At 53.9% G+C, this 13,479-nt stretch carries 7 protein-coding genes and 1 tRNA gene; 2 read left to right on the top strand and 6 right to left on the bottom strand.

The window, feature by feature from the left end:
- Positions 1 to 101: 101 nt before the first annotated feature.
- On the top strand, positions 102 to 722 hold the full coding sequence (locus OLX08_RS01440; RefSeq protein ID WP_391482032.1) for an NTP transferase domain-containing protein: 621 nt from the start codon (positions 102 to 104) through the stop codon (positions 720 to 722).
- Here OLX08_RS01440 and OLX08_RS01435 read toward each other — a convergent pair.
- Together OLX08_RS01435 and OLX08_RS01430 are read right to left on the bottom strand one after the other, a co-directional pair.
- A complete protein-coding gene (locus tag OLX08_RS01435; RefSeq protein WP_391482031.1) occupies positions 705 to 3,938 on the bottom strand; it encodes a Hint domain-containing protein in 3,234 nt (1,077 codons plus the stop codon). The two genes, OLX08_RS01440 and OLX08_RS01435, sit on opposite strands and share 18 nt — an antisense overlap.
- Before the next feature lie 636 nt (positions 3,939 to 4,574).
- Positions 4,575 to 4,660, bottom strand: a tRNA-Leu gene (locus OLX08_RS01430).
- A gap of 131 nt (positions 4,661 to 4,791) precedes the next feature.
- On the opposite strand from OLX08_RS01430, the gene typA reads away from it, so the two are divergent.
- Positions 4,792 to 6,606: a translational GTPase TypA gene (typA, locus tag OLX08_RS01425; RefSeq protein ID WP_391482029.1), complete on the top strand. Its 1,815-nt coding sequence runs from the start codon at positions 4,792 to 4,794 to the stop codon at positions 6,604 to 6,606.
- A gap of 86 nt (positions 6,607 to 6,692) precedes the next feature.
- On the opposite strand, the gene OLX08_RS01420 is transcribed toward typA, so the two are convergent.
- The 4 genes from OLX08_RS01420 to OLX08_RS01405 form a co-directional block, all read right to left on the bottom strand.
- Positions 6,693 to 6,977 (bottom strand): DUF1330 domain-containing protein, encoded by a 285-nt coding sequence (locus OLX08_RS01420; protein ID WP_391482028.1) that lies wholly within the window; start codon positions 6,975 to 6,977, stop codon positions 6,693 to 6,695.
- A complete protein-coding gene (alaS, locus tag OLX08_RS01415) occupies positions 6,974 to 9,628 on the bottom strand; it encodes an alanine--tRNA ligase (RefSeq protein WP_391482026.1) in 2,655 nt (884 codons plus the stop codon). The genes OLX08_RS01420 and alaS overlap by 4 nt, the downstream gene beginning before the upstream one ends.
- Positions 9,629 to 9,806: 178 nt before the next feature.
- Positions 9,807 to 10,889, bottom strand: coding sequence for a recombinase RecA (gene recA / locus OLX08_RS01410; protein ID WP_391482024.1), 1,083 nt, complete (start codon positions 10,887 to 10,889; stop codon positions 9,807 to 9,809).
- Between the two features lie 181 nt (positions 10,890 to 11,070).
- The gene (locus tag OLX08_RS01405) at positions 11,071 to 13,392 is read right to left on the bottom strand and encodes an ATP-binding protein (RefSeq protein WP_391482023.1); all 2,322 of its coding nucleotides are present in this window, start codon (positions 13,390 to 13,392) and stop codon (positions 11,071 to 11,073) included.
- Between the last annotated feature and the right edge of the window lie 87 nt (positions 13,393 to 13,479).

Here is a 13,479-nt window from a genome sequence, read left to right as displayed (position 1 = left end):
AACAGAAGCTGTGGCAGAGTGGCAGTGCAAAGCCCGCGCCTCATCAAAACGTGAACCGCCCGTGAACGGGTAAGGCGCGCACCAGAAAGCAGAAATACCTGATGCACCTCGCCATTCTTATCCCCGCCGCAGGTGCCTCAACGCGGATGCGCGGCGCTGACAAGTGTTTTGAAGATGTCAGCGACACACCTTGTCTAACGGCAATGGTTCAGCGCGCCCTAAAGGTGACCGATGATGTTATCGTGACGATTCCGGCTGCAGATCATCCGCGCATGAGTTTAACAGACGGCGCTACCGCTGTTGTGTGTGAAAACGCTCATGAAGGCATGTCCGCGTCGCTCAAAGCTGGGGTCGCCTCCCTGCGGTCCCATGTAACCGCCGTGATGATCCTGCCCGCTGACATGCCAGCAATTACCGCCAGTGATCTGTCGATGATGTGGGCCGTATTTCAGGCCTCGCGCCTCAAAATCCTTCAGGCCGCCACTGCCGATGGAAAAGCGGGTCATCCGGTGATCTTTGATCGCTCACTCTTTGCACAATTTGGCGGGCTTTCGGGGGATCGGGGCGCTGCATCTATCGTTACCGACAACACTAAAAATCATGGTTTGGTCCCACTTGAAGGCGACCGCGCCACCCTTGATCTTGATACGCCAGAAGCGTGGCAGACTTGGCGCACCAGCCGTGGGCTGAGCGGTTTGGCTGCCTTACTTGGGAACCAATAGCCGCGCCTCATAGGCTTTCAGCGATTTACGTGCGCTGGTGTAATCCTGCATGCCAGCATCGCTATTCAGTTCCGGAAACAGCGAAAAAATCTCATCGCGCTGAGCGCGGTCAATCCCCCGCATGGTGTAATCACCGGGCTGAAAACTCTCGGACCATGTACCGTCAGACAACACAACCTCATGCTGGTCGAACATGAAGTGGATATAGCTGGCAGTTTGCGTGTTCAGCCGCTCAATTCCATCACTGCCTACCAAATGTTTAGCGCTGACAAGCACCTCACGCTCTTCGAAGTACAGCTCTGCTCGGTCGTTGGCGATCAGCATTCTATGGTTCGGACTGACGATCATATCGCGTTCTGGCAGGTCATTCCCTAACGCACCTGCCCTAATGATCACGGGCTTGAGCTCCGGCGCGCCGGCCAGCCCTTTGTGGTTCACGTCTTTGCGGCCAACCCATCTGATTTCTTGGATACCGTTGTCCCGTGTAATCACGCGGTCCCCCTCGCGCAGGTCTTGGACCAAGCGCTCGCCCTTATCTGTAGCGATGCGCGTGCCCGGGGTGAAACAAGGGATAACATTCTCAATTTCGGAAAACCTAAGCGATCCCGTGACTGCGCCGCCCGCGCCATCAAGAAACCGCACAGTGCCCGCTTCTTCGTCATCGGGGTCCATCTCAACACGCAAATGCCCGCTTCCGCGCAAATCCAGCGTATCTGTGTCCTGCCCATCGGGGTCTTCACCGCCGATGATTTCATCACCCGCACCGTCCGCTGCCGAGGCGACCCGGAACATGTCATCACCGCCTCCACCAAACAGGTGATCCGCCCCCGCTTCACCGTGCAAAACGTCATTCCCAATGCCACCGCTGACATCATCATCGCCAAGGCCCGCAAACACCGTATCATTGCCGTCGCCGGCAACGATGATGTCGTCATTGGGTCCTTCGCCTGTGACCACTTCATCAAGGGCATCAACACGGTCATCGTCAGGATCACTGCGGTAGGCCAGATCAATCAGATCATCACCCGAGGTCCCCATAATGGTCCCGTCCCGAGGTGCCTCATTGACAGTAACAACAGCAATTGCATCCGCCGCGTTCCCTTCAAGGTCTTCTGCGGTGTAGTTTATTGCGGCTTCGCCTGTGAAATCGTCAACCGGTGTGAACACGATCTTGTTGGCGATGATCTCGACGGTGCCTTGGGTCGCTGAAACAAATGCTGAGGTGATCTTTAGTGCACCGCCTTCGGGGTCCTCGTCATTTGCAATCACATCGACAGTGATCGGAATGCTTTCCACTGTGGCCGCCGTATCATCGCGCGCAATCGGTGCGCTGTTAACGCGATCCCCTAAAATTTTCTCGATCTCAGCATAAGCAAGCGAATGGGTGACCGCGCCGTCGGCATCCAGAAACTCAACTCGCCCCGAAGTTGAGTTTTCATCCGCATCAAGGCTGCGCTGAACCACCCGAAAAGGGCCAAGCCCCCGAAGATCAAGAATATCGACGTCATCCGCATCGTTGGCCGTATTTGACCCCGTACCGCCGGTTACAACGTCACCTGCCGTTCCTCCCACGATGACATCACGGTCATCGCCCCCGTCAATCGTATCGGCACCAGCACCGCCTGTAAGGACATCGTTCCCAGCCCCGCCCATCAGCGTATCGCCAAGATCACCTTCTGCATTGTCGATCGTAAGGAACAGATTATCAATTGCCCCAGATCCATGAAGTGTCACAACCAATTGTGCGGTACCGGATTGATCAATGTCGAGGGTAATCGCCTCGCCATCGTCGGTCGATGTTGTCTGGACGCTGAGTAACACGGCTTGATCGTCAAAAAGCGAAACAGTCGCGCCGCTTTCCACATCAAAAAGCGTCAGGGAATGTACCGTGCTGGGGCCATCAAAATCAAAAATAAAACTGCCGCCGCCCGCGTTATCGTCAGGATCGTTCTTGTCGCGGTCCTCAGATAGGATCAGGACTTTGCCTAATGTATCACTGGCAAGGTCCGCATCACCGCCCGTTGGCTGCGCACTATCAAACACCATTACGGGGGTTTTGGGGTTGCCGCTGCTAACCGTAAACCCTTGATGCGCAAGTTGGGTCGTTAGTATCTCGCCTGCTTCAAACCCATTGAAATCAATTACTTGGCTTATGTCCGTTCTGCCACCAACAAGGGTGTCATTGCCATCACCGCCGCGAAGCGTATCCGCACCTGCGCCACCAATAAGTGTGTCATCGCCATCGTTACCCTGCAGATCATCGTTGCCAAAGCCACCTGTAAGGATATCAAAACCGCCATCGCCGATCAGATTATCGATGCCAATGCCGCCAGAAAGAACGTCGCGGCCAAGCCCGCCGTCCAGCGTATCGTCCCCCACGCCACCAACCAGACTGTCTGCGCCGTCATCGCCGTAAAGGGCATCGTCACCTGCACCGCCAGAGACGTAATCCTTGCCAGCACCGCCCCTTAGAAGGTCGTTACCCTCACCGCCAAACACATCATCATAGCCGTCAGCAGCATAAACCGTGTCATTACCCACCCCCGCCAAGACGACATCATCATTTGGTTGCGCACGGGGTAGCAAGGCGTCAGCGTGATCAATCTCATCGCCGTCGATATCTTCAAACCTATGATCAATCAGATCATCATCAAATGTTCCATCCACATAACCGTCGGGATCCTCGTTAACCACCAAGTTGAACCCAATTTCAGAGATACCAATGATACCGCTTGCTGGTAGATCCGTTTCCGACTTTACGTGGATGATCTGCAGCGTTTTCACCGCACCAGAGATGGTCACACCAACCGGAGGCGCTTCAAATAGTTCAGCCATCCCCGTGATCGAATTGCCGTCAACGGATTGCGCGTCAGTGACATTGCTGAACGTTACAGGACGCTCTTTTCCATCTACATCCCGCGCGATAATTGTGACGGTGTCGCCCCACCCGTCCGCATTGCTGCGGTCGATGTCGAGCAAGTTAAACGTCACATCCGTGATAGGCGCTGAAAAACTTAACGACGCAACATTCGGCTGATCCGCATGCTCTGATGTGAGGGCCTGAACACCGTTGAACTCGGTCACTTCGGTTACGGCGCCAGCACCTTTCGGGGGCGTGTCAATAACAACGGCCACATCTGAACTGCCGTTGCTCAGCGTAGTTATTTCGCCGTCGATGCCCGAAACAGAGGCCCAATCAAGAGTGTAGTCGCTCATTAGTCTACTCCAATATTGACACCACCTTGATAAATTCACGGGCATCAATTTCGGGCGGCTGCCCATTGAATACGAAGTCCGCATTGGCAAAGACGCCGAATATAACTGCGCGCGCACATTTGCGCCGTAGCGATACAGGTCTTGCAATGTCGGGAAGGTGCTCTGCACCGGACCATTCACTTACTAGCGAATGGGGCCACTAGGATCGGCCCGCGATCTGCATAAGGTAAGAGCATACAGTCACCAAAGACAAAAATAACGTTAGATGAACAAAATAAGAGGTATCATTGCAATGAGTGGCTGTATTGGACACAAATTTGACAGAGGTTATTGATGGATTGTTTCAACATGCGAGCCTAATCGCGACTCATCGTTAATCATGAAGAACTTTGAAATACGGTGCGTTACAGGCATCAGCTGCCATAAACAGCGTCCAGGGGTTAACCATTACTCAGAAACAATCATCTGGGCTTCAAACACCGCGATTATCATTAACCTAGTTTGAATATTTCTTCGCAATTGCACCACGGAAAGCAAAGACCACACCGCTCTTAACTGTCACGACTAAGAATCACATTTTCCAGAAGACCTCTAAATGCCCGCCGAAACCGTGCGGCGCAGGCATTCAATTTACTGTGGTACCGGTGGTCGGACTCGAACCGACACGATGTCACCATCGGGGGATTTTGAATCCCCTGCGTCTACCATTCCGCCACACCGGCGTAACACAGTAGGCGCGGTTTAGCGCCGGTCTTCGGCGGCGTCAACGGCTTCTCGCACCTTGTCTCTGGCCTTTTTGCAAAAGCCACTATAAGGCGCACACAACACGTCCCTCTATATAGGCAAAAACCCAATGGATATGCGCAATATTGCGATCATCGCCCACGTTGACCACGGCAAAACGACCCTTGTTGACGAACTTCTCAAACAGTCCGGTGCTTTCCGCGAGAACCAAGCAGTGGCCGAGCGCGCCATGGATAGCAACGATCTGGAGCGTGAGCGCGGCATTACGATTCTCGCCAAAGCGACATCCGTTGAATGGAACGGTTTGCGCATCAACATCGTTGACACCCCCGGTCACGCGGACTTCGGCGCCGAGGTAGAGCGCATCTTGTCGATGGTTGACGGTGTTGTTCTGCTCGTGGACGCCGCAGAGGGTCCGATGCCCCAAACCAAGTTTGTAACCTCGAAAGCGCTCGCGCTTGGGCTCAAGCCAATCGTGGTTCTGAACAAAGTTGATAAGCCTGATGCGGAACCTGATCGCGCGCTTGACGAAGTCTTTGATCTGTTTGCCTCGCTTGACGCAACTGACGAGCAACTTGATTTCCCATCGCTCTACGCCTCCGGCCGTAACGGTTGGTGTGACGACAGCCTTGACGGCGACCGTGAGAACCTCGATGCGCTGTTTAAGCTTGTCGTTGATCACGTCCCTGCCCCCAAGCAAATCCAGAAGCGTGAAGAGCCTTTCCGCATGCTGGCAACCACGCTGGGTGCCGATCCGTTCATCGGCCGCATTTTGACTGGCCGCGTTGAGGCAGGCACGTTGCGTACTGGTGAAACAGTAAAAGCGTTGTCTCGCGATGGTACTAAAGTTGAGCAGTTCCGCGTTACTAAAATTCTGGCGTTCCGCGGTCTTGCACAGTCTCCGATCGATGTGGCTGAAGCAGGCGATATCGTAAGCCTTGCGGGTATGACCAAAGCGACCGTGGCCGATACGATCTGTGATCTTTCTGTTGAGGACGCGATCCCTGCCCAACCGATTGACCCGCCCACGATCACAGTGACTTTCGGCATCAACGACAGCCCTCTTGCGGGTCGTGACGGCAAAAAAGTCCAATCACGTGTTATTCGCGAGCGCCTGATGAAAGAGGCCGAAACCAACGTAGCGATCCGTGTCACGGACACCGCCGGTGGTGACGCCTTTGAAGTTGCGGGCCGCGGTGAATTGCAGATGGGCGTTCTGATCGAGAACATGCGCCGCGAAGGTTTCGAGCTTTCAATCTCACGTCCACAGGTTCTTTTCCGCGAAGAAGACGGCCAGCGTCTTGAGCCAATTGAAGAAGTCACGATTGACGTGGATGATGAGTATTCCGGCGCAGTGATCGAGAAAATCACTGGTGCACGTAAAGGCGAGATGACCGAGATGAAGCAACAAGGCGGCAAGACCCGTATTATTGCGACCATCCCGTCACGTGGCCTAATTGGTTATCACGGTGAATTTCTGACCGACACGCGCGGTACAGGCGTTTTGAACCGCGTTTTCCACGGATGGGCACCACATAAAGGATCGATCCCTGGCCGTCGCGCTGGCGTTCTGATTTCAATGGAAAACGGTGTGTCTGTTGCTTACGCAATCTTCAACCTTGAAGACCGTGGTCGTTTCTTCATCGGAAGCCAAGAGGACGTATACCAAGGTATGATCATTGGCGAGCATAGCCGAGAAAATGATCTTGAGGTGAACCCTCTTAAGGGCAAAAAACTGACAAACGTCCGCGCGTCCGGCACAGATGAAGCTGTTCGTTTGACCACTCCAATCCGTTTGTCCCTTGAAGAAGCGATTGCCTATATCGACGATGATGAGTTGGTTGAGGTGACACCAAACGTAGTGCGTCTGCGCAAACGCCACCTTGACCCGCATGAGCGTAAACGCGCGTCACGTTCAGCGTAATCTACCCTTAGAATACTCCAGACATAGAAACGGCGGCCCAATCAAAGGGCCGCCGTTTTACATTGATAGTTAAACTTTCTAAGCGTCTAGATTTCTTCAACAATCACCAATTCACGCTCACTCGCCACCCGCGCATGGACCAATGCCTGCTGATAAGTGGCTGAATTATAGCATTTTTCGGCAATCTCGAGACTATCAAACCGCGCCACTACATTGCGTGGCCGCTCTACGCCTTCTTTTTGAACATACGCGCCGCCACGGGCTAAAAATACCCCGCCGTGTTCGGCAATGGCTTGGGTCGCAAACTTGGCATATTTGGCGTATTCCACGTCATCGGTGACCGTAACGTGACTGATCCAAAGTGCGCTCATCCTTCAAGAACCTTTCGTGCTGCTGTCATCGCGGCATCAGCACCGCTAATGTCTTTTGCTCCGCCCTGCGCCATATCCGGACGGCCACCGCCACCTTTGCCGCCCATTTCGGCAACAGCCGCCTTTACCAAGTCAACCGCAGATACAGTGGCTGTTTTATCATCCGTCACACCGGCAGCGACGGCGACTTTTCCGCCCGCATCAGCAATTAGCAACACAGCACCCGAGCCCATTTGCGACTTCATTTCGTCAATAATGCCAGGCAAGTCTTTACCCGTCACGCCCTGCAAAACTTGCGCCTGAAACGAGGTGCCGTTTACCTCTTCCACTGCCGGTGCTGCTGCAGCACCGCCGCTCATGGCTAGCTCGCGACGCAGTTGTGCCACTTCGTTTTGCAGCGCTTTTCGTTCGTCCATCAGCGATTTTACCCGCTCAGCAACATCCGCAGGCTGCGCCTTCAATGATGTCGCAACTTGCGCCAATCGCTGATCTTGCGCGCTTAGATATTCAAAGGCTGCGGCACCGGTCAGCGCCTCAATACGGCGCACACCGGCACTCGATGCGCTATCACCAAGCGCCACAAACAGCCCGATATCACCCGTCTGGCGCACATGCGTGCCACCGCAAAGTTCAAGCGAATACGTCTTACCATCAGCACCTTTGCCAGTGTCCGCACGGCCCATTGATACAACGCGCACTTCATCACCGTACTTTTCGCCGAAAAGTGCCTGCGCACCCATGTCACGCGCATCATCAGGCGTCATCACTCGTGTCTCTACCGCTGTATTCTGCCGAATGTAGCTGTTCACTTCCGCTTCAACCCGCTGCAGATCTTCAAGGCTGATCGCTGCGTTATGGCTGAAATCAAAACGCAATCTGTCTGGTGCGTTCAATGAGCCGCGCTGCGCCACGTGTTCACCCAAAGTGCCGCGCAGAGCTTCGTGCAACAAGTGCGTCGCAGAGTGGTTCGCACGGATCTGCCCGCGCCGCGTTGGGTCAACGGCAAGTTCCACACCGGCACCAACACTTAACTCACCCGATTGAATGCTACAGAAATGAATAAAGACATCTGCCTGCTTTTTGGTGTCAGCCACTGTGGCCAAGTTGCCATCAAAACTGATCTGGCCCATATCGCCAACCTGACCGCCGCTTTCCGCATAAAACGGGGTCTGGTTTAGTACGATCTGAACCTCGTCACCAGCTTTTGCCGTCTGGACCTGAGCACCATCTTTGATGATCGCAATGATCTGACCTTCGGCGTTTTCAGTGTCATAGCCCAAGAAGTCAGTCGCCCCATGGGCATCCGCGATATCGAACCAAACTTGCGCATCAGCGGCCTCGCCCGTACCAGACCACGCCGCGCGCGCTTTGGCTTTTTGTTCGGCCATGGCGGCATCAAAGCCATCTGTATCTACACCACGATCTTTTTCGCGAAGCGCGTCTTGGGTCAGATCAAGCGGGAAACCGAACGTATCGTACAGCTTGAACGCCGTGGCGCCAGGCAAATCGGCGCCGTCTGGCAGCGAGATCAACTCCTCATCAAGGAGCTTCAACCCACGATCAAGCGTTTGGCGGAAACGCGTTTCTTCAGCACGCAAAGTTTCTTCAATCAAAGCCTGTGCTTGACCCAATTCGGGATAGGCCGCACCCATTTGGCCAACAAGTGCCGGCACCAAACGGTGCATCAGTGGATCAGCGGCCCCCAGAAGATGGGCGTGGCGCATCGCGCGGCGCATGATCCGGCGCAAAACATAGCCACGGCCATCTTTTGACGGCGTCACACCGTCCGCAATCAAAAATGCCGTTGAACGCAAGTGGTCAGCGATCACGCGGTGGTGAGTTTTGCCCGGACCATCAGGATCCGACGACGTGGCATTTGCGCTGGCCTCAATAAGGTTGCGCATAAGGTCCGTGCCATAGTTATCATTCGTACCTTGCAACAACGCCGCGACACGTTCGATCCCCATGCCGGTATCAATTGACTGGTTCGGCAGATCAACGCGGGTGCCGTCTTCGCGCTGCTCGTATTGCATGAAAACAAGGTTCCAGATTTCAACGAACCGATCACCATCTTCCTCAGGGGAGCCGGGAGGTCCGCCCCAGATATGATCGCCGTGATCGTAAAAAATCTCGGAACACGGCCCGCATGGACCAGTCGGCCCCATCATCCAAAAGTTATCATCGGTGGTGATGCGAATGATCCGTTCATCAGGCAGGCCAGCAACCCGTTTCCAGATATCTGCGGCCTCATCATCGGTGTGGTAGACGGTGACATAGAGGCGGTTCTTATCAATCCCGAGCTCTTTTGTGATCAACTCCCAAGCAAATTTGATTGCGTCTGCCTTGAAGTAATCGCCAAAACTGAAATTGCCCAGCATCTCGAAAAACGTGTGGTGGCGTGCGGTGTAGCCCACGTTATCAAGGTCGTTATGCTTACCACCTGCGCGTACACATTTTTGCGCGGTCGTCGCACGTTGGTAGTCGCGGGTTTCCACACCGGTGAATAAATTTTTGAACTGCACCATCCCAGAGTTCGCAAACAACAAGGTTGGGTCGTTGCGCGGCACAAGGGGGCTGCTGTCCACGACCGCGTGCCCTTGCTTTTCAAAGTAGGTCAGAAAGGTCGAACGAATGTCATTCAGCGTACGCATCAGGAGGCCCTTAGGGTTATCGGTGGCAAGTTAATTCACTCTGATTTATCCCTGCAGGCCCAAGGTGTCCATGGTCATTGCACCTGCGGCGAAACCTCACTTACAAACCAAAAGGGCCAGTACTTATGTACTGGCCTCTTCTAAGTTAGCGTTACAACAGACTAACGTGCATCGCCCATTATTCGTCTAGGACATCGTCACCATCATCTTTGACTTGTTCCTCTTTGGGCATCTCGAAATCCAAACCATGCGCGGCGCGGATTTTATCTTCGATTTCCCACGCAACTTTGGGGTTTTCGCGCAAGAAGTTCTTGGAGTTCTCGCGACCTTGCCCCATGCGTTCATCGCCGTAGCTGAACCAAGCGCCAGATTTCTCAACGACACCTGCTTTCACACCCAAATCGAGCAGTTCGCCCATTTTGGAAATGCCTTCACCGTACATGATGTCAAATTCGACCTGTTTGAACGGTGGTGCGACTTTGTTTTTCACAACTTTCACACGGGTCTGGTTACCAACAATTTCATCGCGGTCCTTGATGGCGCCAATGCGGCGGATATCGAGGCGAACAGAACTATAGAATTTAAGCGCGTTACCACCAGTAGTTGTCTCTGGGCTACCAAACATCACGCCAATCTTCATACGGATTTGGTTAATGAAGATTACCATACAGTTGCTACGCGCAATCGAACCCGTCAACTTACGCATCGCTTGGGACATCAAACGGGCGTGCACACCCACGCTGCTGTCCCCCATATCACCCTCAAGCTCCGACTTTGGCGTCAGTGCCGCAACAGAGTCGACAACGACAAGATTAACTGCGCCAGAACGAACAAGCGTATCAGTAATTTCAAGCGCCTGCTCACCCGTGTCGGGTTGTGAGATCAGCAACTCATCCAGGTTAACGCCCAGCTTTTTGGCATATTGCGGGTCAAGCGCGTGTTCCGCGTCAACAAACGCACAAACGCCGCCCTTTTTTTGTTCCTCGGCAACACAGTGAAGCGTCAGCGTGGTTTTGCCAGAGCTTTCGGGACCGTAGATTTCAACGATACGGCCTTTTGGCAAACCACCAATGCCCAAAGCGATATCAAGGCCGAGTGAGCCAGTTGACGTCGCCTCGATCTGCTGAATGGCGTTCTCACCGCCCAATTTCATGATCGAGCCTTTGCCGAATTGGCGTTCAATCTGCGACAGCGCGCTATCGAGCGCTTTTTGTTTATCAGAAGCTTTTTTTTCCATCGTGAGTAGATCTGCCTGTGCCATGAGTTTCTTCCCTTATTTCACAGCGCAACACCCTGAGCAATCACTCACATGTTCACGCCCTGTTCTGTTGTCCTCGTTATGAGATCAAAAGGAGAACATTTCAACATAAATCGTAGTTAGCTCATAGCGCGCCTAGGTAAACGCAGCTTGAATACCCATAAAAACATGAAGATCAGCGTATTTACGCTGGCTCGTCGTGTAGTTGCGCTTTGACGGTATTGGTTAATTCAGACAACGAAAACGGCTTAGGCAGGAACACAGCATTGGGAATCGCTTGTTCCCCTTCTTTGAACGCGTCTTCCGCGTAGCCCGACACAAATACAACGCGCGTATCCGGACGGCCCTTAAGCGCTTGGCGGACCCACGTTGGCCCATCAAGACCGGGCATCACAACGTCCGTGAGGAACATATCAATCTTGGTATCCATGGTCTCAAGCTTTTCAAGCGCCATTTCAGCGCAGTCCGCCTCAATCACGGTGAAACCTTGCATTTTTAGCGCCCGAGACGCAAAGGCGCGAACGGGCGCTTCGTCCTCTACAAGCATGATCACGCCTGTATCTTGAACGACTTGCTCAACGGGCTTTGCTGCTGGCGGTAGCGGTGTTGCGACTGTGGCGCCATCAAACATCGGGAACAAAAGCGTGAACGACGCACCGCGCCCCACAACGCTTTCTGCAAAAATGAAGCCACCCGTCTGCTTGACGATGCCGTAGGCCGTCGACAGGCCAAGCCCTGTCCCTTCACCTGTTTTCTTGGTCGTGAAGAACGGCTCAAAGATCTTACTCAGCTGCTCAGGCGGAATACCGATGCCTTCGTCACAAACGGTGACTTTGGCATAATCACCGATTGGCACGGCAGCACTATCACGTTCCTGCACTTCTGTGACCGTGTAAGCCTCTGTATCAATGGTGATTTTACCACCATCGGCCATGGCATCCCGCGCGTTGACGACCAAGTTCATCAAGACCTGCTCAAGCTGTCGCTTGTCAGCGCGCACAGGCCCGAGCGAGGGGTCATGGGTCAGTTCAAGTTGCACTTTTTCGCCCACAAGCCGGTCCAAAAGATGGGTCAACTCAGAAAGCGTGGTGCGCAGGTCAACCACTTCCATTTTAAGGTTCTGTTTGCGTGAAAACGCCAGCAATTGACGTACGAGCGAGGCCGCGCGGTTGGCGTTTTGGTGAATTTGAAGAAGGTCGGGATATTCCTCATCATCTTGATCGTGACGCAGCAACAAAAGATCACAATGCCCAGAAATGGCGGTGAGCAAGTTGTTGAAATCATGCGCAACGCCGCCAGCCAGTTGGCCAATCGCCTGCATCTTTTGGCTTTGAACAAATTGTGCCTGAAGGGTCTTGAGCTCGGTTGCGTCATTGATCAGCGCCACAACCGAATTGCTGTTCATGCCGTCCAGCTGGCACAGCGTAATTTCAAGGTATCTGTCCTGATCCGTATTCAACACGCGCAATACTTCAGGTTTGCTCAACTTGTGACCAGCCGCAGCTTGGGCCACCCAATGGCTCACATCGCGACCAAGCCCGCCCACAAGGGCCGCGATTGGCTTGCCTGCCACCTGATCTTCCTTAAGGGCCAAACAGGCGGCGGCGTTAGCACTTTGCACAATGCCGTCAGACCCGATTGTCACAACTGCCATCGGCAAACTGTTCAGCACCGCAAGGGGTTCGGGGCCGCTGAGTGTGGTTGGCTCGGCCGTAGTCACTGGGAAAAAGAAAATCTCGCGACGCCCGTCAGGTCCCGCCACGTCACACACACGAACGCTGGCGTGCCCCTGCTCTGTAGCGACACGGTGAATGCGATCAGAGGCAAGCGGCATGTCGCGTATGATATCGCCCAGCCGTTTCGGGCGCCCGCCTAGAAATTTGCGGCAGGCGTCATTCATGAAAAGAACCGTGTCGGTTTTAGACACAGTCATCATGGGAAGTGCGATGCTATCACCCTGCCCGACACCGCCAGTTGGACGCATTTGCTCAAGCCGCCACACAAAACCGCAGCCCTCAAGGTGCTGCACGCTAAGTCGCATTTGCCCCTGTCGGGTAATCAGATCCTCTTGACCGGTGCCCTGTTTGGTCGCTTGCGTATGAAGGCGGTTCACCACGCCTGCTGGATTAGCAAACAAAGGACGGATGACCGCAGCCATCGTCAGGTCTTTACCAACCGCATCAGCTGTGGCCGTTGGATCAGTGCGCGCCATTGCGTTGCGAAACAGCACTTCACCTTCTGGATCGACAATAAACGTTCTAACAGGATCAGCTTCGCACACATCGCGTAGTAACTCTAAGCGCTCAGAATACGCACCACGCCGCGCCCCAATAACTGACCACATCAACGCGCCACAGCTTAGCAAAACGCCAACGCCCATAACGGTTTCGTCAAGACGAATATCCGTAAGCGTAGACAGACCGATTAGCCCCACCCCAAGCACCAAAAGCCCAAGTTGAAGCCCCGCATCACGCAAAAGCCTTTGTGTCGCTGGTGCAAATCGCATCCAAGTGTTCCCCATCTAACCAACGCACATATGCCCGTTACTGGTTAATAAACACTTAATGCGGGTTATCTTTAGGTGAACACAACC

Origin of the sequence: Nereida ignava (assembly GCF_047114695.1) — a bacterium.
GTDB classification, from domain to species: Bacteria; Pseudomonadota; Alphaproteobacteria; order Rhodobacterales; family Rhodobacteraceae; genus Nereida; species Nereida ignava.
This window is presented reverse-complemented; position numbering and strand designations above follow the sequence as displayed.